Here is a 22,620-nt window from a genome sequence, read left to right on the forward strand (position 1 = left end):
ATGACCACGGAGCATCCCTACGTCTGGCGCCCGACCGCGGACTACCTCGAAAACAGCAATGTCGCGAGGCTGATGCGAGCCTTCGACGTGCTGACCGCGGACGAGCTGCGCGCCCGGTCGGTAGCCGACATCGCCACATTCTGGCAGGCCGTGGTCGACGATCTCGGCCTGCCGTTCGACCCGCCGTATTCGGCCGTCGTGGATACCAGCCGGGGCATCGCGTATCCGGACTGGTTCGTCGGCGGTGGCCTGAACGTCGCCGACGCGTGCCTCGGCCGCTGGGCGCGGGAGAATCCGGACGCCCTCGCCGTGGTGCACGAGGCCGAGGACGGCACGGTGCGCCGGTTGTCCTTCGCGGATCTGGACGAGCAAGCCGCCGCCGTGCGCGGCGGGCTTCGTGCCCGCGGCCTCGGGCACGGGGACGCGGTCGCGATCTACTTGCCGATGACACCGGAGGCCATCGTCGCGCTCTACGCGATCGCGAGCATCGGGGCGGTCGCAGTCCCGTTGTTCAGCGGGTTCGCGACGAGGGCGATCGCCTCGCGGTTGCGGGACGCGGACGCGCGCGCGGTGATCACGGCCGACGCGACGATCCGCCGGGGCCGGACTGTCCAGATGCTGCCGCAGCTGGCGGCTGCACTGGAATCGTGTCCCGGGGTCGAGCACGTGGTCGTGGTGCCGAACGCGGACGGCGAAGCCGAGCTGTCCGACGGCCAGGTCGCCTGGGCGGAGCTGCTCGCCTCCGAGCCCGATCGCACTGTAGAGCCGACGTCCGCTTCGGACGTGCTGATGCTCGCGTACACCTCAGGCACCACAGGACGTCCGAAAGGGGCAGTGCACACGCACGCCGGCTTCCTCGCGAAGGTGGCGATGGAAGCGGCCTACGCCTTCGACATCAAGCCGGGCCGGACATTCTGCTGGATCACCGACATGGGCTGGATCATGGGCCCGCTGTCCATCCTGGGAACGCACGCCTGCGGCGGCACGCTGCTGCTCTACGAGGGCTCCCCGGACGTGCCGGACGCGCAGCGGCTGTGGCAGCTGGCCGAAGCGCACCAGGTGAGCATGCTCGGCGTGTCGCCGACGCTGATCCGGGCGCTGCGGGCCGCGGACGCGCGGCCTGCCGCGGATCTGTCTTCGGTGCGCATCCTCGGTTCGACCGGCGAGCCGTGGGATCCGGAGTCCTACGAATGGCTCGCCTGGGACGTCTTCGGCTCGCGCGTACCGATCGTCAACTTCTCCGGCGGGACCGAGGTGGGCGGCTCGTTCCTGTGTCCGTACCCGGTCGAAGAGATCGCCAGCTGCTCGCTCGGCGGACCCGCGCTAGGCATGGACGTCGACGTGGTCGACGACGAAGCCCGGCCGTTGCGCGGCCGGGTGGGAGAACTCGTGTGCCGCCAGCCGTGGCCCGCCATGACCCGCGGGATCTGGCAAGACGACCAGCAGTACCAGGACGCCTACTGGTCGACCTTCGTGGGAATCTGGCGGCACGGGGACTACGCGCTGGTCGACGAGCGGGGCGACTGGTTCGTCCTCGGCCGCTCCGACGACGTGATGAACGTGGCGGGCAAGCGGGTCGCGCCCGCCGAGATCGAGTCGGTGGTCGGCCAGGACTTTGCCGTGGCCGAGTCCGCGGTGGTCGGCGTGCCGGACCCGGGCAAGGGGGAGGCCGTATGGGTCTTCTGGGTCGGCAGGCCGGGAGCGGAAGCCGACTCCGAGGAGGTCGCGCAGCGCCTGCGTGCGAGGGTCGCCGACGAGGTCGGCAAGCCGTTCGCGCCCAGCCGGATCGTGCGCGTGGCGCAGCTGCCCAAGACCCGCTCGGCGAAGATCATGCGCCGGGCGATCCGCGCCGCGGTGCTGGACCAGGATCCCGGAGATCTCTCCGGGGCGGAGAACCCGCAGGCGATCGAAGAAATCGCCGCCCGGCTCAAGGAGCTGCGGTGAACGCCGCCCGCGGGTCAGCCGTCCTGGACGTCGACATCGGTGCGTTCCTCGACCTTGAGCACGGCCTCGGCATAGGTGTGCACGTGCCGGGTCATCCGTCGTACGGCGGCGTTGGGATCTTGTGCGCGGATGGCCGCGGTGACCGAACGGTGGGCGCGGACGGTGGTGGCGCGCACCTCCGCGTCCACAAACTGGGTGTTGCGGGTGGAGACGTAGATGGCGCGTGAGAGGGCCAGCATGAACCCGGTCAGCAGCTCGTTGTGGCTGGCGGTCGCGACGCCCACGTGCCAGTCGATGTTGGCCTGCAGGAAGGCCTCCAGATCGGGCGCGGCGACGATGTCGTCGTTGGCGACCTCGAGGCGGTCCAGGTCCTCCTCGGTTCGGGCGTGCGCGGCCAGCCGGGCGCATGCAGGCTCGATCGCCTCGCGCGTTTCGAGCAGCGCGGGGATCCGGATCTTGCGTCCGCGGATCATGAGGTCGACCGATTCGGCGACCGACTCTTCCCCCGGGTGCTGGACGAAGGCCCCGCCGGCACGGCCGGTCTTGACCCGCACCAGGCCCTGCACCTCCAGGATGCGCAGCGCTTCTCGGACGGTGGTGCGGCTCATCCCGGTCTGGACGACGAGCTCGCGTTCCGGCGGCAGCGCCGTTCCCTCGGCGAACTCGCCGCGGAGGATGCGTTCGCGCAGGTCGTTCGCGAGCACGTCGGAGGCCTTGGGCACCTGCATCGGTGACAGCCGCACAGGATTCCGGATCGTTCCGTTCGTGCTATTCGCTGGCTCTGCCATCTCACGTCCTGTTCCACAAATTTGGTCGTACCTAAAGTACCAGTGATCTCGTCCCGGGCAGCGGAGCCGCCGGGGCGCCGAGAGGATTGTTCATGGAGTGGAAACTTTCCGACGAACAGAGCGCTTATCAGGAGACGCTGCGCGGATGGTTGTCGGACACGGCTCCGGTCGCCGCGGTGCGCGCTTGGCTCGACGACGGCGACGAGCAGGCTTTTGAAGGCCACTTCGGGCGGGCGGGCTGGGCCGGAGTGGGGATCCCGGAGGCGCTCGGCGGGCAGGGTGGCGGTCTTGTGGAGCTGGTGCTCACCGCGGAGGAGCTGGCTCGTGCGGCTGTCCCGTCGTCGGCGTGGCTGGCCACTGTGCTCACGGTGCCCGCACTTGCGGGCAGCCCGGAAGCGCTCGGAGAGGCGTTCGACGGGAAGCCGGTCGCGCTGCTGGCGTCCGCGGACGAAGTGCCGGACGCCGCGCCGGTGCTCGCGATGGACGCGGCGGGACGGCTCAGCGGGAGCGTGCCCCGCGTGCTGGCCGGTTCGTGTGCGGACTCGTTCGTGGCTGTCGTGCGGGCCGGGGAAGGCCGGGCGTTGCGGCTGGTGCGGGCGGATGCCGTCGAGAAGTCCGCGCGGCGCTTGCTTGATCGCAGCCGTTCGGTGGCCGACGTCCGTCTCGAATCGGTTCCTTCCGAGCCGTTGCCAGCAGAGGGAGAGGCGTTCCTGCGCGAATACGCCGTCCGGGCCGCGGTGCTGGCGGCGGCGGATGCGCTCGGCGCGACGGAACGGATGCTCGCCCTCGCGGTCGAGTACAGCAAGCAGCGGCATCAGTTCGGGGTGCCGATCGGGTCTTTCCAGGCGGTCAAGCACGCGGCGGCGACCATCCTGGTCGGGACCGAAGCCGGTCGCTCGGTGCTCTACTACGCCGCGGCCGCGGTGGACGCCGGCGAGTCCGACTGCGGGCTGTACGCGGCTGCGGCGAAAGCGCAGATCACCGCGGAGAGCGCTCGCGCGGCGGACAGTGCGCTGACGATGCACGGCGCGATCGGCTACACCTGGGAGCACGATCTCCATCTGTTCTTCAAGCGCGCCAAGCTCGACGAGTACCTGTTCGGCACGCCGGCGCAGTGGAACGAGCGGATAGCGGACGGACTGCGCCTGGTGTGACGCACCGGGCCGACCATGCCTGTTTTTTGGTCAGTCCTTTTGTTAGAATCAGACCGTAACCTGAAGATCAGCCGAGGGGACGCCGTGGATTTCGAGCTCAGCGAAGACCAGCTGACGATCCGCCGGGCGGTCGCGGAGCTCGCGGCCAAGTTCGACGACCAGTACTGGATGGAGAAGGACGCGGCGCACGAGTTCCCGCACGAGTTCTACCGGGCGTTCGCCGATGGCGGCTGGCTCGGCATCACCACGCCCGAGGAATACGGCGGGCACGGGTTCGGGATTACCGAAGCCTCTCTGCTGCTGGAGGAGATCGCCGCCTCCGGCGCGGGCATGAACGGCGCCAGTTCGCTGCACTTGTCGATCTTCGGGATGCACCCGGTGATCGTGCACGGGTCCGAGGAGATGAAGCGCGAATGCCTGCCGCGCATCGTCAACGGCGAACTGCACGTGTGCTTCGGCGTGACCGAGCCGGGGGCCGGCCTCGACACGACCCGGATCACCACCTTCGCCCGCCGTGACGGTTCCGACTACGTGGTCAACGGGCGCAAGGTGTGGATTTCGAAGGCGATGGAGTCGGAAAAGGTTCTCCTGCTCACCCGCACCGCGAAGTTCGAAGACTCGCCGAAGAAGACCGACGGGCTCACGCTCTTCCTGACCGACCTCGACCGCGACCGCGTCGACATCCGGCCGATCAAGAAGATGGGCCGCAATGCGGTGACCTCGAACGAGCTGTTCATCGACGACCTGCGCATCCCGGAGGCGCACCGCGTCGGCGAGGAAGGCAAGGGGTTCAAGTACATCCTGGACGGGCTGAACCCGGAGCGGATGCTCGTGGCCGCGGAAGCGCTCGGCATCGGCCGCGCGGCGCTGCGCCGCGGCGTGCGCTACGCCAACGAGCGGGAAGTGTTCGGTCGGCCGATCGGGATGAACCAGGGCCTCCAGTTCCCGCTGGCCGATTCGCTGGCGCGGCTGGACGCGGCCGAACTTGTGCTGCGCAAGGCAACGTGGCTGTACGACAACGGAAAGAAGTGTGCCCGCGAGGCCAACACCGCGAAGTACCTGAGCGCGGACGCTGGTTTCCAGGCCGCGGACCGCGCGTTGCAGGCACACGGCGGCATGGGGTACTCCGAGGAATACCACGTATCCCGGTACTTCCGGGAAGCCCGACTGACCAGGATCGCGCCGCTGAGCCAGGAAATGGTCCTGAACTTCCTCGGCGAGCACGTGCTCGGAATGCCCAGGAGCTACTGATGTTCTCACTGTCCGGACGGTCCGCTCTCGTCACCGGCGCGGGCAACGGCATCGGGGCCGCCGTCGCCAAGGCCTACGCCGCGGCCGGGGCCGCGGTGCTCGTCTCCGACCTCGACAAGGACGCCGCCGCGGCGGTCGCGGCAGAGATCGCCGCGGCGGGCGGGCGCGCCGAATCCGCCGCCCTGGACGTCCGCGACGCCGCTCAAGCCGCCGACGCCGCCGAGCAGGCCGCGCGTCTCGGCGGCGGGACACTCAATATTCTCGTGAACAACGCGGGAGCCATCGCGCCCGCGATGTTCCCGAAAATGACGGCAGAGCAATTCCAGTTCGTGCTCGGGGTCCACGTCGGAGGGACGTTCACGGTGAGCCAGGCCGCGGTGGCGCATCTCGCCCAGGACGGCACCGGCCGCGTCATCAACGTCACCTCCGCCGCCGGGCTGGTCGGCACGATCGGCCAGGTGAACTACAGCGCTGCCAAAGCCGGCATCGTCGGCATCACCAAGTCCCTCGCCCGCGAGCTGGCCAAGCGGAGTATCACGGTCAACGCGCTGGCTCCGCTGGCGGCGACCAGCATGACAGAGAACATCCGCAGCAACGAGAAGCTGGCCAAGCTGACGCTCGAACGCATTCCGCTACGGCGCTGGGCGGAGCCCGAGGAGATCGCCGGGGCTTTCGTCTTCTTCGCCTCGCCCGCGGCCGGATACATCACCGGGCAGGTCCTGCCCGTCGACGGAGGGACGGTCATCTGATGTCCGGCTTCGCCAGCCCCTTGACCCGTAACGCCCGCGAGGCGCTCATCGTCGACGCGCTGCGCACGCCGATGGGTAAATCCCATCCCGAAAAGGGGTGGTTCCGCGACACCCATCCGAACGCGATACTCGGCGCGGTCTACACCGCGCTGCTGGAATCGGCCGGAGTCGTCCCGGAAACGGTCGAGGATCTGGTGATCGGCTGCACCGCGCCGTTCGGGGAGCAGTCTCGCAACATCGGCCGCAATGCCTGGCTGCAAGCGGGCTATCCGCCCGAGGTGCCGGCGACGGTGCTCGATCGCCGGTGCGGTTCCGCGCAGACCGCGGTCGAGGTGGCCGCCGCGCTGGTCGCGTCCGGAACGCATGACGTGGTCGTCGCAGGCGGGGTTGAGCACATGCAGCACGTGCCGATGAACTCGCCGGCGAAGATTTCCGAGCTGTACGGCGATCCGTGGCCAGCGGAGCTGCGGGCGCGGTACGACTTCGTGCCGCAGGGCGAAAGCGCCGAGCTGATCGCGGACAGGTGGGGGATCACCCGCGCCGAGATGGACGAGTTCGCGGTGCGTTCACACGCCCTCGCCACCGCGGCAGTGGACGCCGGACGGTTCCGTCGCGAGATGATCCCGATGGAGCTGGACGGCGAACAGCGCGTCAGCGATCAGGCCATCCGCCCGACCACGTCGGCGGAGGGGCTGGCGGCGCTCAAGCCGGTGTTCCGCCCGGAGGACGGCCGGGTCACAGCGGGCAGCTCGTCGCCGCTCAGCGACGGCGCGGCAGGCGTGCTGCTCGCGTCCCGTGGGGCCGCCGAACGCCACAGCTGGACGCCCCGGGCGCGGGTGCTCGACCAGACGACGGTCGGTGTCGACCCGATCATCATGCTCACCGGCCCGATTCCCGCGACGCGCAAGCTCCTCGAGCGGAACGGTCTGACGATCGACGACATCGACCTGGTCGAGATCAACGAAGCGTTCAGCTCGGTCGTGCTCGCTTGGGAACGCGAACTCAAGCCGGACATGGCGAAGGTGAACGTCAACGGCGGCGCGATCGCGCTCGGCCACCCGGTCGGCGCCTCCGGCGCGCGCCTGTTCGGCACGCTGCTGGCCGAAATGGAGCGCCGCGACGCGGAACTCGGGCTCGTCACCATGTGCTGTGGCGGCGGCCTCGGCACGGCCGCGCTCGTGCAGCGGGTCCGCTGATGATCGACCTGCGCCCGTACGTCTCCGCCGGGGACGGCATCTGGTGGGGCCAGGGCGGCGCGGAACCCGAACCGCTGGTCAATGCCCTGCTCGACCAGGTCCGCGAGATCGGCGAGGTACGCGCTTTCTGCGGCCTGACCTGGAATCCACGGCTGGCCGGGGATCTTCCCGAGGAACTCACCGTGCTGTCCTACGGCGGGCTGGGGGAGCTGCGCCGGCTCAGCAGGCACGGCCTGCTCGATGTCGTGCCCTGCCACTACTCGGCCTTGCCGCGCATGTTCGCGCGCGGCCAGCTGCCCGCCGACGTCGGCTTCGTGCAGGTCTCGCCGCCGGACCGCGATGGCACGGTGTCACTCGGCATCGGCGTCGAGTACGCCGCGGACGCCATTCCGCACAGCCGGGTGCTCGTCGCGGAAGTGAACCACCGGATGCCCTCCACCGCCGGAAATGCGCGATTACCGCTGGACCGGTTCGCCGCCGTGATCGAAACCGAGCGGCCGCTCGCCGAAACGCCTGCCCGCCCTGCCGACGCGGTCGACCAGGCCATCGCGGAGAACGTCGCCGGGCTCGTCGACGACGGCGACACCCTGCAGATGGGGGTCGGGCCGCTGCCGAACGCGGTGCTCGATTCGCTGTCCGGCCACCGGGATCTCGGTTTCCACAGCGGCATGATCACCGACGGGGTGCTGACCCTCGTCGAGAAGGGCGTGCTCACCGGCGCGCGCAAGGAAATCGACCGGGGAATCGTCGTCACCGGTGCGGCGCTGGGCACGGCCGGGCTCTATGAACGGCTCGGCGAATTTCCCGTCGAGTTCCGGCCGGCGAGCTACACGCATTCGCCCGCGGTGCTGTCCCGGCTGCGGTCGCTGGTCTCGATCAACTCCGCGATCGAGGTCGACCTGCTGGGCCAGGTCGGAGCGGAAATCCGCCGGGGAGTCCACATCGGAGCCGTCGGCGGCCAGGTCGATTTCAGCCGGGCTGCTTCGCTCACCGGTTCCCGGTCGATCATCGCGCTGCGCTCAGAATCCGGCGGAGAGTCCACAATCTCGCCGGCACTGCGCGGTGGTGTCGTCACCACCGCGCGGGTCGACGTCGACGCTGTGGTGACCGAACACGGCGTTGCGCGCCTGACCGGGTGCACGGTCGCGGAACGGGCCCGACGGCTCGTCCAGGTCGCCGCGCCGCGGTACCGGAGCGCGTTGGAACGCAGCCTCGCAGACCAGGAGTTGCCATGACCCTGCCCAACGCGGCGGAAAACGAGCACCGCACGGTGAAGATCCGGGAGGTCGGGCCCCGGGACGGGTTCCAGAACGAGCCGGAAACCATCCCCACAGCCGAGAAGATCCGGTTGATCGACGCGCTGGGCCGGGGTGGCCTCAAGCGCATCGAGGTCGCGAGTTTCGTACGGCCGGACGTCATTCCGCAGCTGTCGGACGGGGTGGAGGTGCTCAAGGGCATCGAGCTGCCCGAGGACGTCGACCGGCTGGTGCTCGTTCCGAACAGCCGCGGCCTCGACAACGCGCTGGGGTATCGCGACCTTTTCGAGGAAGTCGCACTGTTCGTGAGCGCGTCGGAGACGCACAACCAGCGCAACATCAACCGGCCGGTGGCCGAAACCATGGCCGACGTCACGAAGATGGGCAGGCGGATCGTCGCCGAGGACCTCGGCTTCTGCGCGGTGATCGCGACGTCGTTCGGCTGCCCGTTCGAGGGCAAGGTCCCGCTGGACCGGGTGCTCGACCTCGCCGAGCAGTTCGCCGAGGCAGGCGCGACTGAGCTGGGGTTCGGCGACACGACCGGCATGTGCAATCCGGCCTACGCGTCGCGGTTCTTCGCGGCGGCGCTCGAGCGCCTGCCGGGAATCGAGATCACCGCTCATTTCCACAACACCCGCGGCCAGGGTCTGGCCAACGCCTACGCGGCGTTCGAGGCAGGGTGCCGCAGTTTCGAGTCGAGCTTCGGGGAACTGGGCGGCTGCCCGGTGCCCGCCGGCTCGACAGGCAACATCGCCACCGAAGACCTCGTGAGCATGTTCCACGAGATGGGCGTGGCGAGCGGGGTCGACCTGCCCGGCGTCATCGAGGCAGCCAAGACGGCCCAGTCCGTGCTGGGGCGCAAGCTCACCAGCCATTCGATCGTCGCGGGCCCGGTCACCTGGGCCTCCCCGGTCGGCTGACCACCCGATAACCGACACAGGAGCGTAAGTCACATGAGCAACCGCGTCGCCCTCGTCACCGGCAGCGCCCAGGGCATCGGCAAGGGCATAGCCGCCACGCTGGGATCGCAGGGATTCCGGGTCGCTGTCGCCGATCTCAACACCGATGCCGCCGAGCAGACCGCAAAGGAGATCAGCGCGGCAGGCGGGGCCGCACTCCCCGTGGGGATCGACGTCACCAGCACCGAATCGGTGGAGGCTGCGGTCGCGACCGTCGAAAAGGAGTTCGGGCCGGTCGAGGTCGTGGTGAACAACGCGGGCTGGGACGACTTCCTGCCGTTCGTGAAGACCGACGAAGCGTTCTGGGACAAGATCCTCGACCTCAACTTCAAAGGCGCGCTGCGCGTGATCAGGACCGTCGTGCCGGGGATGACGGAGCGCGGTTTCGGGCGCGTCGTGAACATCGGCTCCGACGCCGGCCGGGTCGGGTCGTCCTTGGAAGCTGTGTACTCCGGAGCCAAGGGCGGCATCATCGCCTTCACCAAGACGCTCGCCCGCGAGGTCGCGACGAAGGGGATCACGGCGAACACGGTCTGCCCCGGCCCCACCGACACCCCGGCGCTGCGGAAATTCGCCGAGGGCGCAGGCGACGCCGAGAAGGTGATCGGCGGGATGACCCGTACGGTCCCGATGAAGCGCCTCGGAACTCCGGAAGACATCGGCCCGGCGGTCGCCTTCTTCGCCTCCGACGGCGCCGGGTTCGTCACGGGCCAGACGCTGTCGGTCAGCGGCGGCCTGACGATGGCGTGATGGGGAAGAATGAAGTCGGCTGGCAGGAATCCGGTGACTACACCGACATCCGGTACGCGACCACGGCCGACGGCATCGCCAAGATCACGATCGACCGCTCGGAAGTGCACAACGCGTTCCGGCCGCAGACCCTGATCGAGATCTCGCATGCGCTGACCGCGGCCCGCGAGGACGAGTCGATCGGCGTTGTCGTGCTGACCGGCGCGGGGGACAACGCGTTCTGTTCGGGCGGCGACCAGCGGGTCCGGGGCGACAGCGGATACCAGGCCGAGGCGGGCGGCACCGGCCGGTTCCACGTCACCGACCTGCACGTCCAGATGCGGCGGTGCCCCAAGCCGATCGTCGCCATGGTCGCCGGGTACGCGATCGGCGGCGGGCACGTACTGCACCTGGTCTGCGACCTCACGATAGCCGCCGACAACGCCGTGTTCGGACAGGTCGGGCCACGCGTCGGCTCGTTCGACGGCGGCTTCGGGGCGAGCCTGCTGACCGACCTCGTCGGGCCGAAGAAGGCCAAGGAGATCTGGTTCCTGTGCCGACGCTACGACGCGGCCAAGGCCGAGGCGATGGGGCTCGTCAACACGGTCGTTCCGCTGGCGGAGCTGGAAGCGGAAACCGTGCGCTGGTGCCGGGAAATGCTCGAGCTTTCGCCGTTCGCCCTGCGGTTGATGAAGGCCAGCTTCCACGCGGCAGAGGACGGCTACGCCGGGATCCAGCAGCTGGCCCACGATGCCAACCTGCTGTTCTACGGATCGGCGGAAGCCCAGGAAGGACGCGAGGCGTTCAAGGAGAAACGCACCCCCGACTTCGGGCAGTATCCCCGGCGAGCCTGACCGCCCGACTGCGAATCCCTTGTCCGAACCCCCTTTCCGGCCACCTGAGCGAGGCGCGATGAGCGAACCCGAATCGACCGAAGTCGTCACCTGGCGCACCGACTCGCCCGGGGTCGTGGTCGTCACGTTGAACCGGGCCCCGGCCAACGCGCTCGGCCCGCCGATCCTCGACGGGCTACACTCGGCGTTCGATGCCGCGGAGAAAGCAGGCGACGTCAAGGTGATGATCGTCGAGTCGGCGCTGCCCGGCTTCTTCGCGGCGGGCGCGGACATCAAGCACCTGTCCGCCATCGACGCCGGGACCTTCCTCGCGTACGGCAACCGCATGCGGTCGGTCAACGACCGGCTCGCCGCCGCGCCGTGGATCTCGATTGCCGCGGTCGACGGCGCCGCGCTCGGCGGTGGGCTCGAACTCGCGATGGGCTGCACGCTTCGCGTGTGCGGTCACCGGGCGAAGTTCGGTCTCCCCGAGGTCAAGCTCGGGCTGATCCCGGGAGCAGGCGGAACGCAGCGCCTGCCGCAGCTCGTCGGTCGCGGGCGGGCGCTGGACATCATGCTGACCGCCCGCCAGGTGCCTGCCGATGAGGCGCTCGCCATCGGCCTGGTCGACCGGCGCACCGACGGCGACGCGCTGGCGGCAGCGCTGGCCTTGGCGGCCGAGATCGTGCCGTCCTCGCTGCCGGCACAGCTGGCCGTCAGGCGCACTGTCGACGCCGCGTTCGAGCTGCCACTGGCGGAGGGCATCGCTTACGAAGCCGCGCAGGAACAAGCGCTGTTCACCGACGGTGAGGCGGCGGAGGGCATCACCGCCTTCGTCGAGAAGCGCCCGCCGAACTTCGCCTGAGACGGCCGCGACGGAAGGAGCGAGCTGGTGAAGATCGCGGACGAGGCTTACGAGACGCTGGTGCTCGCCGAGCCCAGCCCGGGTGTCGCGCTGGTGACGCTAAACCGCACGAACCGCTCCAATGCGATGACCACCACCATGTTCGACGAGCTGGAACGGGCGTTCATCACCCTCGGCGAGGAGGACCACTGCCGGGCGGTGGTCCTGACCGGTGCAGGCAAGGCATTCTGCGCTGGCTACGACCTCGCCGACGCCGAGAAGCTCGCCGAACTCGGCGCACTGGGCATGCTGGACCAGCAGGAACGCGCGGCGCGTGCGCTGCTCGCGGTGCGTTCGATCCGGGTGCCGGTGCTCGCCGCGGTCAACGGAGCGGCGGCGGGCGGCGGCCTCTCGCTCGCACTGGCGGCCGACCTCCGGCTCGCGTCCGCCGAAGCGAAGTTCAACGCCGCGTTCGTCCGCATCGGCTTGTCCGCAGGAGATCTCGGCGCCTCCTGGCTGCTGACGCGGCTGATCGGACCCGCGCACGCGAGCGAGATCTGTTTCACCGGGCGGATAGTGCTCGCGGACGAAGCGGCGCGTCTCGGCTTGGTCAACCGGGTGGTCGCTCCCGACGCGCTGCTGGCCGAAGCGCTGGCCATCGCCGAGACGATCGTCGCCAACTCGCCCGGCGGCGTGCAGCTGTCGAAACGCGCGCTGCAGGCCAACATGGAGATTTCCTCGTACGCGGCCGCGCTGGAACTGGAGAATCGCGGCCAAGCGCTGCTGACCCGCACCTCCGACATGCCCGAGGCGCTGGCTGCGTTCAAGGAGAAGCGCAAGCCCCGGTTCACCGGCACCTGACGAAGGGGCGTCATGGACTTTCCCGAATTGGAAACGCTGGCCTTCGAAACGGTTGCGAACTCCGTCGGCGTGCTGCGGCTCAACCGGCCGGAGCGGATGAACTCCCAGACCGTGCGGATGTTCCACGAATACGGACTGGCGGCGCGAGCCTTGCGGGACAGCGGGCTCCGCGCGCTGATCCTGACCTCAGCGGGGGAACGAGCGTTCTGCGCCGGGTTCGACCTGGCCGAGATCGACGTCATCACCCGCATGGGAGTCCGGGAGTTCCTGAAGTTCCAGGAGGCCGCGACGGGCGGGATCGCGGCGATCCGACACCTTCCGTTCCCGGTGATCGCCGCCGTGCACGGGCCCGCGACGGGTGGCGGGATGGCGTTGGCGCTCGCCGCCGACGTCCGGCTGATCGCCCCGTCGGCGAGGTTCAGCGCGGCCTTCGTGAAGGTCGGCCTTTCGATCGGCGAACTGGGCACGTCCTACACGCTGAGCCGGCTCGTCGGCCCGGCACGAGCGGCGGAAATCGGATTCACCGGCAGGCTGGTGGAGGCGGACGAGGCCGTGGCGATCGGCCTGGCGAACCGGGTGGTGCCCGGCGAGGAGCTGTTCGACGAAGCGCTCGCGCTGGCCGGCCAGATCGCGACGAACTCGCCGGGCGGGGTGCGGATGTCCAAACGGGCCATTCAGCGCAACCAGGAAATCACGTCGTACGCGGCCGCGCTCGAACTGGAGAACCGCGGCCAGGCGCTGCTGACCCGCACCTCGGACATGCCGGAAGCGCTGGCCGCGTTCCAGGAGAAGCGGCCGCCGCGCTTCACCGGGCAGTGACCGGCGAGCGTGGTCTCAAACCGACCGCTGCTTCTTGCTCGCCGCGGTGACGGCCATGCTGCTCCGCTTGACCTCCGCCCAATCGGTCTCGGACAAGGCAGTGAGCCCGGCGAACGTCCCCGGGCCGGCGAGCATCTGCCCGCCGTCCATGGCGATCGTCTGGCCGGTGAGGTAGCCGCAAGCGTCGGACAACAGGAACATGGTCAGGTTGGCCAGTTCCTCGACCGTGCCCGCGCGCCCGGCCGGGATCTGGCCGACCTGGGTCGCGCCGATACCGCTGCTGTCGGTGGGGTTGAGCATCGCCCACGCGTACTCGGTGGGGATCGGGCCGGGCGCGACCGCGTTGACGCGGATGCCGTACCGGGCCCATTCGACGGCGAGCGACATGGTCATCGAGTGCACGGCGGCCTTCGCCATCGCCGAGGGCAGCACGAACGCCGAACCGGTCCAGACCCACGTGGTCAGGGTGGACACCACGCTGCCCGGCAGGCCGTCGGCGATCCAGCGTTTGCCCGCCGCCAGGGTCGTGTGGAACGAGCCGTTCATGACTGTTCCGGTCACCGTTTCGAACGCGCGCGGGCTCAGGTCCTTGCTCTGGGCGATGAAGTTGGCGGCGGCGTTGTTCACCACTCCACTGAGTGGCCCGTGCTCCGCCCAGATCGCCGCCATCGCCGCGTCGACCGAATCGTGCTGCCGGACGTCCACCGGCTGGAAGTGCACGCTCCCCGGCCGTGCCGAACCGGCTTCCTCGGCAGCCTCCGCCAGCACCGCCTCCCGCCGCCCCCAGAGGTGCACGTTCGCGCCGTGCGCCACGAGATGCCCCGCGAGAGCCCGGCCGAGGCCGGTACCCCCGCCGGTGACGAGGAACTGTTTGCCCGCAAGCAGATCGGGCCGGTACGGAGAACGGGCCGGGGGGTTCGGCATGGCTCGCCTTTCGTGCTGGGCATTCGGGTACGGACCGTCGAACGGTCAGGGGAGCAGCCGGTTGGCGATGATCTCCCGCTGGATCTCGTTGGTGCCGCCGTAGATCGGCGGCGCCAGCGCTCTGCGGACCTGAAACTCCATGCCGTACTCGTGGGCGTAGCCGTAACCGCCCATCATCTGCATCGCTTCCAGCGCGGTGTGCTTCGCGATTTCGGTGCACCGCATCTTCGCCATCGCGCTCTCCTCGGCCAGCCGGTCCTCCTGCCCGGCGTCGATGCGCTCGGCGACGTCGTAGAGGAAGGAGCGGGCGAAGGCGATGTCGGTCGCCAGGTCCGCGATCCGGTGCCGCAGCGCCTGGAACCCGGCGATCTTCCGGCCGAACGCCTCCCGCTCGGTGGCGAACGCGATCGCGTCGTCCAGCGAGCGCTGGGCGCTGCCCACGCTCATTGCCGCGATGATCAGCCGTTCCACCCCCAGCCCGCGCATAAGCTGCTTCCAGCCCTCGCCCGCCGTCCCGACCACGGCGGAGGCGGGCACGCGGACGTCGGTGAAGAAGACGTCGTTGCAGGTGCGGGCTTCCATCGTCGGCACCTCCCGCATCTCGATGCCGGGCGTGTGTCTCGGCACCATCAGCAAGGTCAGCCCGCGGTGCTTGCCGTGGGTGGCGTCCTCCCGGCCGAGCACCAGCAGGTGTTCGGAGATGTGCGCCGCGGAGATCCACGTTTTCTGGCCGTTGACGACGTAGTCGTCGCCGTCGCGAACCGCCTTGACCCGGACTCCGCCCAGATCGGATCCGGCTTCCGGCTCGCTGAGCGCGATCGCCTCCAGCCTTCCGGCGACGATGTTGCCGACCACGGTCTTCTTCTGGTCGTTGCCGCCCCACTTCAGGTAGGTCTGCGCCGCGGTGAGGCTGCTCGAGTAAGCGGTGATGGGGGCGAGGCCGCGCGAGGTCTCCTCGAGAAAGACGCATTCGTCGACGAACCCGGCGCCGCCACCGCCGTACTCCTCGGGCAGTGAAACGCCGAGCCAGCCCAGCTTGGCGAGTTCGGCCAGGATACGCGGGCTGTTCGCCAGCGTCCCGTTCTCCGTGAGAGCGTCGCGCTGGGCTTGCGTCCGGCATTCGCGCGCACAGAAATCGCGGATCGCTTCGGCGAAATCGTTCTGCTCCGCGGTCAGTCGCATCGGCCGGGCCCGTCAGTTCCCGCGGTAGGCGGAGAAGTCGGGCTGGCGCTTTTCGTTGAACGCGCGAATCCCTTCCTTCGACTCGTCCGTCTCGCCGAACAGCTTGAGCGTCGTGTACGCCATGTTACCGATGCTGACCATGTGCTCGGTGTCTGTGTTGAAGGACTGCTTGAGCACCTTGAGCGCGGTGGGAGAGTACTGCAGGATCTGGTCGGCCCAGGCCCGGACTTCGTCGTGGAGCTTGTCCGCAGGCACGACCCGGTTGACCAGGCCCCAGTCCAGCGCTTCCTCGGCGGAGAGCCGGCGCAGCATGAACCAGATCTCGCGAGCGCGCTTCTCGCCGATCACCCTGGCCAGATAGCCGGAGCCGAGTCCGGCATCGAACGAGCCGACCCGGGGTCCGTTCTGGCCGAAGGTCGCGGTGTCGGCGGCGACCGTGAGGTCCGCGAGCACATGCAGCACGTGGCCGCCGCCGATGGCGATGCCGTTCACCGCTGCGATCACCGGCTTGGGGACGTCGCGCATCACCCGGTGCAGCGACTCGACCTCGAACAGTCCGCTCTGTGAAGGACCGTAATCGCCGGTTTCCATCCGCTGCTTCTGGTCGCCGCCGGAGCAGAACGCCTTCTCGCCCGCGCCGGTCAGGCAGATCGCGCCGACCTCGTCGCTGGCCCAGGCCCGCTTGAACGCCAGCACGAGCTCGTCGACCGTCTTGGCGCGGAACGCGTTGTAGCGATCCGGCCGGTTGATGGTGATCCAGGCGAGACCGCGCTCGACCTCGTACGTGATGTCGGTGAAGTTGTCCATCGACCTGCCTTTCCGCTCCGTTGCCGACGCAGGCGCCTTCTTTTGGCCTGACCATTTGTGACTGTAGTCGTGATAACGATCGTTTACAAGCCGGAGCTGCGGTGGCGGCGCTGCGAGGCTGTGAAGCGAGATAAATCAGCTGTTGGCCTGGCATTACTGCCGCGAGCCGGGCCGAGAGTCCGGCCTGAGCGAGGTCCGCCTACTGTTGATTATCTCGCGACTGTCTGAAAGGTTAGACCTTTATGGCGACGGGGCAACGACCTGGATGAGTGGAGGAACCTGTGCTCGAACTGACGGTGGCGGAACTCGCCGATGCCAGGGATCTGGATCTGGGCTCCTCGGCGTGGCGCCGGGTGGCGCAGGCCCGGGTCGACACGTTCGCCGATGCCACAGACGATCACCAGTGGATCCACATCGACGCCGAGCGCGCGGCACGGGGCCCGTTCGGGGGCACCATCGCGCACGGCTATCTCACGCTTTCGCTCGTGCCTGCCATGTTCAAGGAGATCCTGGTGATCAAGGATCACGCGCGGGGGCTCAACTACGGTCTGGACAAGGTGCGGTTCCCGTCGCCGGTGCCGGTGGGCAGTGAGATCCGGCTGGCCGGCGTAGTAACTTCGGCGGCCCGGCGGAGCGATGGCGGCGTGCAGTACCGCGTTGCCCTTCGGGTCGAGATCAAGGGCAGGCAGCGGCCCGCGATGGTCGGCGAGTCGATTTTCGTGACCTACGTGCGGTAGCTTGCATTTTTGACTCGTTCGGCGAGGTCGTGGTGACAGTCGACACGGAACTCGTGCGGGTGCAGTAGCTGACTGTCGGATACCGGCGGCCGTGGTTGCGGTAGCCGAGGCGGGCGAAGCCGTCGCGGCGATGGCCGCACGCCGTGTCGGGCTCGGCGGTGACACGCGGGGCAGACCGGCGATCTCGCTCGCGCATGATCCGCCCGCCCGCAAAGGCATCGAATACGGCCAGCGGCACGGCAAATACCACTGGGCGATCGAACGAACGACGGTCTGGTTCACCGGATCCCGGGGCCTCGCGCTGCGAACACGAAGCCCGCCACTTCCGCGCCTGCTGCGGGAAACTCCGCAGGAGACACGCACTCGGCCTGGTAATCGCGACTGTTCCCGCTGGCTTCCCGCGCTCGGCAGACGACCGGGGGAACAGGCCCCGACCGCATCGACGCTGCTCCGCGGTTCCGCGTCCATGGATGCCGTGCTCCGGGAGGGGCGGGCGCGGCAAGCGCTCGCGCCGCATCTCGTCAGCGGGAAAGTCCGTGGCGCATTGCGGCGCTGCGCCTGCTTATCTATGGTACGTAAGGAACCTACGACGCAACGACGCGCGCGGGACATGGCTGGAGTCTGCAGTGTGAACGCAAGAGCGGTTGCCGAACCGGCCGGGTCGCACGCGCACGGCGCATCCGGAGGCTCGGCCAGCACGGAACGGAGCCGTCAGGAACTGGCGGCTTTCCGCAAGCTCGCCGCCGCGCTCGCCGAGGAACGCGATCTCGACTCGATCTTTCATCTGATCGTCACGACACTGAGCGACCTGACCGGGGCCGCCCGGTGCAGCCTGCACCTGCTCGACCGCGAAACCGGGCTGTTCCACGGACAGGCCGCGCACGGCATCCCGGAGATCGACACCGCGGTCAAGGGGCTGGTCAGCGGGATGCCAGGCGACGACTTCACGAAGGAAATCCTCGAGACCGGCGAGCCCGTCGCGTTGATCAACGCGCTGCTCGACCCGCGATCGGTGCATGCCGCGATGCGGCGCTGGAAAGCGCGCTCCGTGCTCGGCGTGCCGATGAAGCTGCGCGCGGAAGTGATCGGCATCCTGTGCCTGGACACCGAGGACACCGCATCGGAATTCACCCAGATCGACCAGGAGCTCGCGGTCTCGTTCGCCGAACTCGCGGCCACCGCCATCAACCAGGTGCAGCTCACCTCGCGGCTACGGGCGAGTCTGGAGGTCCAGTCGAAGCAGCTGGAGATGCTCCAGCGCGCTCGCCGGATGGAGGGGCAGCTGACCGACATCGTGCTGCGCGGCCGGGGAATCCGGGAACTGAGCGAGGCTATCGGGCGGCTGCTGTCCAAGCCCTGCGCGATCTACGACGCGGACTTCCGCTGCCTGGCCGACAGCGGGGCGACGGCGGCGCTGAGCCTGAAACTGCGGACCCTGGGCGACCTCCGGGACCACCGGCTGGTGGCCCCGGTGCTGGAGTCGTTGCGGCCCGGCCGTCCCCAGTGCGTCCCTCCGCTTCCTCAGCTCGGCATCGACCACCGGTTGATGGTATCGCTGATCGATCTCAACGGAGAGCAGCTCGGCTACGTCGTCGTCGCCGAGGCGTCCGGCCGCTTCGGCAGGCTGGACGAGGTGATCGTCCGGCGCGTCGCGCACAACATCGCACTGGAGCGGTCCCGGAGCCGGCTCGAGAACGACATGGAATGGCGCGCGGTCGAATCCCTCACCGGCAGTTTGATCCGCGGGGAGTACCGGGACGTCGAAGCACGAGCTGACGCGCTGGGAGTCGACCTGACCGCCCGGCGCGCGGTCTGCCTGGTGACCGCCCGCGACGCGAGCAGCCCGGTCGAGTTGTCTCCCCAGCATCTCTCGCAGCTCATGACGGATCAGGACGCCCCGTCCGCGGCGCTCGCTGCGTGGCTGGGCAGCGAAATTGCGCTCATCCTCGAAGTGCCGGGAGAACACACCCCGCGTGCCGCTCTGGACTGGCTGCGTGCCCGGCTTGCCGGCGTCCTCGAAGCGTTGAGCCCGGACGGGCGGTGCTGCGTCGCGATCTCGTCGCTGGTGAACGGTCCGCGGGACGATTCGCGTGCCTACCGCGAGGCGCAGCAGGTGCTGCGGTGCATCCGGGAGCACCTGTCGGACGCCGCGGCCGGGGTGCTGGCCGCGGACGACATCGGCGTGGCCCGGGTTTTCCTCGCCTCGGCGCACGCAGACGAGGCGAGGCAGTTCGCGCAGGACACATTCGGCGCGCTGCTCAGCGAGCGGACGGTCAAGTACGGGGAGTGGCTCTCGACGCTCGAGTCGTTCCTCCGGCTGGGTCGGCACGTCCGCGACTGCGCGGACGAACTGGGCGTGCACCCGAATACGGTGCGCTATCGGCTGAGCGGTATCGAGCGGCTGACGAATCTCGCCGTGACCACCGACGACGGCGACTACATGACGGCGCAGGTCGCGATGACGATCGTGCGGCTCAGCGGCCGTGGCGGGGAAGCCGCGCCCCGGCCCGCGCTTCGGCTGCCGGGCGGTCAGTAGCCCGTGCGCTGTGCGCGCCGTCCGGTCGCAGCACTGAGCGGCTGCCCGCGACGATCGCTCGTGGGCAGCCGCTCAGTGCGCTCCGGTCAGGCCGGGACTCGTGACCCGGTGAGCACGTAGCCGGGGAAGCCGTCCTCGACCTGCTTGTTCACCTCGGCGACGTAGTTGCCCATCCCGCCGAGGTAGCAGAGAGTTCCCGGGCGCTTGCCGGGCACGTTCTCGCCGAGGAACCACGGCCTGCCCTCGCCCTGGTGCAGGATGGTCGCGTCCAGCACCGCGTCGCACTGGTCGGACCAGGCCTGCGCGGCCTCCGCCGTCGCCTCCGCTCGCTCGATCCCGTCGGCCTGTGCGCGGGCGAGCACCTGGCCGATGAAGTCGACCTGGGCCTCGATCACCGGCGGGTGGCTGGCGAACGGCGCCTGGGGCCCGAGAATGGAGAACAGGTTCGGGAAGCCCGGGGTTGAGACGCCGAGCAACACCTTCGCGCCTTCCTTCCATTCCCCGGCGATCGTCCGGCCGCCGGTCCCGTGGACGTTCATCTTCGCGAGCGGGCCGGTGATCGCGTCGAAACCGGTCGCGAAGATGATCACGTCGAACTCGTGCTCGGCGGTGCCGGTGCGCAGGCCGGCGGGCGTGATCTCCTGGATCGGGTCGTCCTTGACACTGATCAGCTTCACGTTCGGGCGGTTGAACGTCTCGTAGTAGAAGGTGCCCAGCGGCGGCCGCTTCCCGCCGATCGGGTGCGCCTGGGGACACAGCAGCTCGGCCGTCTCCGGGTCGTTGACGATCGCTCGGATCTTCCGCCGCACGAACTCGGCGGCCCGGTCGTTGACCCGCTGGTCGACGAACATGTCGTCGAAGGTCTCGAAGACGAAGTGGAAGCCGCTCGCCTCCCAGCCCGCCTCCAGCACCCGCTCCAGCTCCGCGTCGTCGAAGTCGGAGCCGAGCCGGTTGGCCGGTTCCATCGGGAAGGCGAAGACATGGTCGAAAGTCTTGCGCCACACGCCCTCGAAGTTGTGCCGGAGTTCGGTCCGCTGCTCATCGGAGAGCAGGTGGTTGCGTCCCGGCATGACGTAGTTCGGGGTGCGCTGGAACACGGTCAGGTGATCGGCGACCGAGGCGATGCTTGCGAAGCGTGTGGATCGACCGAAGACCGGCGAAGCCCGCGCCGACGACGACGGCGTCGACCTCAGGAAGAGTTTGCGTAGGCATGTGCGACAGAGTCCTTTTCGGAGTGGATGGTGACTTTGGCTCAGGGGAATCGGCTGGATGCGGTGCCGCGGCCGGTTATTCGGGGTTGCCGCCGTCCAGGATCACGTAGGCCAGCGTGCCCGGCGTGCTGCCGTGGTTGCGCCACCCGTGCCTGGCGCCGTTCTGCACCACGCAGGTGCCGGCGGGCAACGGAACCTCGACGCCGTCGTCCAGTTCCAGCCAGAGGTCGCCTTCGATCACGATGACGTAGTCGACGGTGACCGTCTGGTGCATGCCCGGGGCGTCGGGCTCGAACGCGGCGAGCAGTCCCGGGACCGCCTCCTCTGCGGCCGCGACCTGAGCCGCTACGGTCGCCTCGTCCGGCTGTGCGTGGTCGGCAGGCACAGCCGAGTCCGGCGGGAGGCGGAAAAGGCCGAAACGGGTGCCGCCAGGACCGGGGAAGAAGCTCTTGCTGGCCGGGGCGGGGTCGGCGGCCGGGCTGACGAGCGGGCCCTCGGTCGACCACACCGGGAAGATCTGGACGCCTGGCATGATGTCCAGCTCGACAGGGTGCAGCGTCGCGTCCTCGTAAGGGATCGAGGCGCCCTTTTCGTCGACGCCAGTCACTACTCGTTTGATCGGGATAGCCATGGCAGGGACTGTGACACGGTTCACCTGGAGAGGGCAGCCGGCCGCATTCCGGAATTTGTGCGCGGCTCCAGAAACACGCCGATCCTGCTCGACGGAGCGATGTCCCTCAGTGCAGGAATCCGGCGGTCGTGCGGGCTTATCGGTCGGGTGCGGAGGGCCTGAACCCGCCGCTGGTCCCGGACTCCTCGCGTCCCGCGGACCGGTGTGCCGCTCACGGCCGGTCCGGGGAACAACGTTGACACGTCGGTTCGCGTCCGGCCCGGCGAACCCCGGTTGCGCGAGAACGGAAGAATCCCTAGCCGCAACCGGAGAACGTTACGGGAGCGCCGGAGCCGCGGTGTCAGCTCGCGGCCGCGGCAATGACGTCCGCCAGTTTCCCGGGCTGGGTGAGCATCGGGCCGTGCCCGGAGTCGATCTCCGCGACGGTGGTGGTGTGACTGGCGAACTCGTGTTGCAGCGCCGGTGAGAATGCCTTGTCCCGCGTGCAGAGAACGTAGGTGGACGGGGTGCTGCGCCCAGCCGAGTTTCGTCACGGGTTCCCCGAAGGTCGCCAGCTCGTGGGAGCCCAGCGCGTCGAGCACCGGCGCTCACGTTGCCCCCGTACGAGTGACCGGCCAGCTCCGCCGGCTCACCTAGTTTCGTCAGCGCCGACCGAACCGCTTCGGCATCCGCCGCGAGCGTCCTCGCCGGGCCTCGGCTCGGCAAATCGATCGCCGTCGCGGAGACACCGCGCTTGCGCAGCGTCTCGATCACGTCCCGCCATGCCCATGCTCCGGTGAAAGCGCCGTGGACCAGCAGTACCGGCTTGCTCGTCTGGCTTCTCCTTGCGTCAGCGTAAGGTTCCCGGAAACGGGATTCAGCACACCGTGTCCGGATGCGGGGCGATCGTCGTAGAGTCCGGCGAGGAAGGGCGCTTCCCGCGAAACCCGGCTTGTGCCAGCCCCCCAGCAAATGGGGTCAGCGCACCAGGCCTGCCGGTTGCGGCTGATCGGCGCTTCGGGCGCGAGCGTCTTGTGGCGCCGTCCAACATCCGGCTTTCGCGGCCGGCTCCCGCCGCACCCAGCTGTGCAAGCCTGGGAACCGAACCAACCGGACCCTTGGAGCAGCTTTGCCCGCCTACTCGCCCAGCCCCGCGTCCCGATCCGCGACAACCGGTTTCGATCCGTCCGACGCCGCCCATCTCCGCGCTCCCTACCCGATCTTCGAACG

The 22,620-nt window shown here is 69.1% G+C and carries 21 protein-coding genes; 14 read left to right on the plus strand and 7 right to left on the minus strand.

Annotated features, from left to right (window positions below; all coding sequences use genetic code 11):
- Positions 1–1,944: an AMP-binding protein gene (locus tag ABD793_RS00190; protein WP_344854129.1), complete on the plus strand. Its 1,944-nt coding sequence runs from the start codon at positions 1–3 to the stop codon at positions 1,942–1,944.
- Between the two features lie 14 nt (positions 1,945–1,958).
- On the opposite strand, the gene ABD793_RS00195 is transcribed toward ABD793_RS00190, so the two are convergent.
- Positions 1,959–2,672 (minus strand): FadR/GntR family transcriptional regulator, encoded by a 714-nt coding sequence (locus tag ABD793_RS00195; protein WP_344854130.1) that lies wholly within the window; start codon positions 2,670–2,672, stop codon positions 1,959–1,961.
- 152 nt (positions 2,673–2,824) lie between these two features.
- On the opposite strand from ABD793_RS00195, the gene ABD793_RS00200 reads away from it, so the two are divergent.
- From ABD793_RS00200 to ABD793_RS00250, 11 genes are all read left to right on the plus strand, one after another.
- Positions 2,825–3,886, plus strand: a complete 1,062-nt coding sequence (locus ABD793_RS00200; protein WP_344854132.1) for an acyl-CoA dehydrogenase family protein — start codon at positions 2,825–2,827, stop codon at positions 3,884–3,886.
- A gap of 84 nt (positions 3,887–3,970) precedes the next feature.
- On the plus strand, positions 3,971–5,137 hold the full coding sequence (locus ABD793_RS00205; RefSeq protein WP_344854134.1) for an acyl-CoA dehydrogenase family protein: 1,167 nt from the start codon (positions 3,971–3,973) through the stop codon (positions 5,135–5,137).
- The gene (locus tag ABD793_RS00210; protein ID WP_344854135.1) at positions 5,137–5,886 is read left to right on the plus strand and encodes an SDR family NAD(P)-dependent oxidoreductase; all 750 of its coding nucleotides are present in this window, start codon (positions 5,137–5,139) and stop codon (positions 5,884–5,886) included. The genes ABD793_RS00205 and ABD793_RS00210 overlap by 1 nt, the downstream gene beginning before the upstream one ends.
- On the plus strand, positions 5,886–7,082 hold the full coding sequence (locus tag ABD793_RS00215) for a thiolase family protein (protein ID WP_344854136.1): 1,197 nt from the start codon (positions 5,886–5,888) through the stop codon (positions 7,080–7,082). The genes ABD793_RS00210 and ABD793_RS00215 overlap by 1 nt, the downstream gene beginning before the upstream one ends.
- Entirely contained in the window at positions 7,082–8,317 is a 1,236-nt protein-coding gene (locus ABD793_RS00220) for an acetyl-CoA hydrolase/transferase family protein (RefSeq protein ID WP_344854137.1), read from the plus strand. Before ABD793_RS00215 ends, ABD793_RS00220 begins: the two co-directional genes overlap by 1 nt.
- Positions 8,314–9,258 (plus strand): hydroxymethylglutaryl-CoA lyase, encoded by a 945-nt coding sequence (locus ABD793_RS00225; RefSeq protein WP_344854138.1) that lies wholly within the window; start codon positions 8,314–8,316, stop codon positions 9,256–9,258. Before ABD793_RS00220 ends, ABD793_RS00225 begins: the two co-directional genes overlap by 4 nt.
- 33 nt (positions 9,259–9,291) lie before the next feature.
- Positions 9,292–10,047, plus strand: a complete 756-nt coding sequence (locus ABD793_RS00230; protein ID WP_344854139.1) for an SDR family NAD(P)-dependent oxidoreductase — start codon at positions 9,292–9,294, stop codon at positions 10,045–10,047.
- A complete protein-coding gene (gene menB / locus ABD793_RS00235) occupies positions 10,047–10,880 on the plus strand; it encodes a 1,4-dihydroxy-2-naphthoyl-CoA synthase (RefSeq protein WP_344854140.1) in 834 nt (277 codons plus the stop codon). Before ABD793_RS00230 ends, menB begins: the two co-directional genes overlap by 1 nt.
- A gap of 58 nt (positions 10,881–10,938) precedes the next feature.
- Positions 10,939–11,724, plus strand: coding sequence for an enoyl-CoA hydratase/isomerase family protein (locus ABD793_RS00240; protein ID WP_344854141.1), 786 nt, complete (start codon positions 10,939–10,941; stop codon positions 11,722–11,724).
- 27 nt (positions 11,725–11,751) lie between these two features.
- The gene (locus ABD793_RS00245) at positions 11,752–12,564 is read left to right on the plus strand and encodes an enoyl-CoA hydratase/isomerase family protein (RefSeq protein WP_344854142.1); all 813 of its coding nucleotides are present in this window, start codon (positions 11,752–11,754) and stop codon (positions 12,562–12,564) included.
- 12 nt (positions 12,565–12,576) lie between these two features.
- Entirely contained in the window at positions 12,577–13,383 is an 807-nt protein-coding gene (locus ABD793_RS00250; RefSeq protein ID WP_344854143.1) for an enoyl-CoA hydratase/isomerase family protein, read from the plus strand.
- Positions 13,384–13,398: 15 nt separating this feature from the next.
- Here the strand turns inward: ABD793_RS00250 and ABD793_RS00255 are convergent, their stop codons facing one another.
- The 3 genes from ABD793_RS00255 to ABD793_RS00265 are packed head-to-tail and all read right to left on the minus strand — an operon-like array spanning position 13,399 to position 16,296.
- Entirely contained in the window at positions 13,399–14,307 is a 909-nt protein-coding gene (locus tag ABD793_RS00255; RefSeq protein ID WP_344854144.1) for an SDR family oxidoreductase, read from the minus strand.
- A 45-nt stretch (positions 14,308–14,352) separates the two neighbouring features.
- Complete coding sequence (locus ABD793_RS00260) at positions 14,353–15,489, minus strand: acyl-CoA dehydrogenase family protein (RefSeq protein ID WP_344854145.1); 1,137 nt, start codon at positions 15,487–15,489, stop codon at positions 14,353–14,355.
- Between the two features lie 12 nt (positions 15,490–15,501).
- A complete protein-coding gene (locus tag ABD793_RS00265; RefSeq protein WP_344854146.1) occupies positions 15,502–16,296 on the minus strand; it encodes an enoyl-CoA hydratase-related protein in 795 nt (264 codons plus the stop codon).
- 281 nt (positions 16,297–16,577) lie between these two features.
- Between ABD793_RS00265 and ABD793_RS00270 the strand changes: the two genes are divergently transcribed.
- Both ABD793_RS00270 and ABD793_RS00275 read left to right on the plus strand, forming a co-directional pair.
- Entirely contained in the window at positions 16,578–17,033 is a 456-nt protein-coding gene (locus ABD793_RS00270) for a MaoC family dehydratase (protein ID WP_344854147.1), read from the plus strand.
- Between the two features lie 91 nt (positions 17,034–17,124).
- The gene (locus ABD793_RS00275) at positions 17,125–19,569 is read left to right on the plus strand and encodes a helix-turn-helix domain-containing protein (RefSeq protein ID WP_344854148.1); all 2,445 of its coding nucleotides are present in this window, start codon (positions 17,125–17,127) and stop codon (positions 19,567–19,569) included.
- Between the two features lie 86 nt (positions 19,570–19,655).
- On the opposite strand, the gene ABD793_RS00280 is transcribed toward ABD793_RS00275, so the two are convergent.
- The 3 genes from ABD793_RS00280 to ABD793_RS00290 all read right to left on the minus strand — a co-directional run bounded on the left by ABD793_RS00280 (position 19,656) and on the right by ABD793_RS00290 (position 22,362).
- Positions 19,656–20,666 (minus strand): NAD(P)/FAD-dependent oxidoreductase, encoded by a 1,011-nt coding sequence (locus tag ABD793_RS00280; protein WP_344854149.1) that lies wholly within the window; start codon positions 20,664–20,666, stop codon positions 19,656–19,658.
- A gap of 190 nt (positions 20,667–20,856) precedes the next feature.
- Positions 20,857–21,411, minus strand: a complete 555-nt coding sequence (locus ABD793_RS00285; RefSeq protein ID WP_344854150.1) for a cupin domain-containing protein — start codon at positions 21,409–21,411, stop codon at positions 20,857–20,859.
- Positions 21,412–21,726: 315 nt separating this feature from the next.
- A complete protein-coding gene (locus ABD793_RS00290; protein ID WP_344854151.1) occupies positions 21,727–22,362 on the minus strand; it encodes an alpha/beta fold hydrolase in 636 nt (211 codons plus the stop codon).
- Positions 22,363–22,620: the final 258 nt, after the last annotated feature.

It is taken from the genome of Amycolatopsis ultiminotia, from assembly GCF_039536925.1.
Taxonomy (GTDB): domain Bacteria; phylum Actinomycetota; class Actinomycetes; order Mycobacteriales; family Pseudonocardiaceae; genus Amycolatopsis; species Amycolatopsis ultiminotia.

Excerpts from the sequence above, each read along its gene's own strand:
- ABD793_RS00230 (WP_344854139.1), top strand. The coding sequence starts at position 9,292 with ATGAGCAACCGCGTCGCCCTCGTCACCGGCAGCGCCCAGGGCATCGGC.
- ABD793_RS00285 (WP_344854150.1), bottom strand. The coding sequence starts at position 21,411 with ATGGCTATCCCGATCAAACGAGTAGTGACTGGCGTCGACGAAAAGGGC.
- ABD793_RS00225 (WP_344854138.1), top strand. The coding sequence starts at position 8,314 with ATGACCCTGCCCAACGCGGCGGAAAACGAGCACCGCACGGTGAAGATC.
- menB (WP_344854140.1), top strand. The coding sequence starts at position 10,047 with ATGGGGAAGAATGAAGTCGGCTGGCAGGAATCCGGTGACTACACCGAC.
- ABD793_RS00215 (WP_344854136.1), top strand. The coding sequence starts at position 5,886 with ATGTCCGGCTTCGCCAGCCCCTTGACCCGTAACGCCCGCGAGGCGCTC.
- ABD793_RS00240 (WP_344854141.1), top strand. The coding sequence starts at position 10,939 with ATGAGCGAACCCGAATCGACCGAAGTCGTCACCTGGCGCACCGACTCG.
- ABD793_RS00210 (WP_344854135.1), top strand. The coding sequence starts at position 5,137 with ATGTTCTCACTGTCCGGACGGTCCGCTCTCGTCACCGGCGCGGGCAAC.
- ABD793_RS00200 (WP_344854132.1), top strand. The coding sequence starts at position 2,825 with ATGGAGTGGAAACTTTCCGACGAACAGAGCGCTTATCAGGAGACGCTG.
- ABD793_RS00255 (WP_344854144.1), bottom strand. The coding sequence starts at position 14,307 with ATGCCGAACCCCCCGGCCCGTTCTCCGTACCGGCCCGATCTGCTTGCG.
- ABD793_RS00195 (WP_344854130.1), bottom strand. The coding sequence starts at position 2,672 with ATGCAGGTGCCCAAGGCCTCCGACGTGCTCGCGAACGACCTGCGCGAA.
- ABD793_RS00260 (WP_344854145.1), bottom strand. The coding sequence starts at position 15,489 with ATGCGACTGACCGCGGAGCAGAACGATTTCGCCGAAGCGATCCGCGAT.
- ABD793_RS00250 (WP_344854143.1), top strand. The coding sequence starts at position 12,577 with ATGGACTTTCCCGAATTGGAAACGCTGGCCTTCGAAACGGTTGCGAAC.
- ABD793_RS00265 (WP_344854146.1), bottom strand. The coding sequence starts at position 16,296 with ATGGACAACTTCACCGACATCACGTACGAGGTCGAGCGCGGTCTCGCC.
- ABD793_RS00190 (WP_344854129.1), top strand. The coding sequence starts at position 1 with ATGACCACGGAGCATCCCTACGTCTGGCGCCCGACCGCGGACTACCTC.
- ABD793_RS00220 (WP_344854137.1), top strand. The coding sequence starts at position 7,082 with ATGATCGACCTGCGCCCGTACGTCTCCGCCGGGGACGGCATCTGGTGG.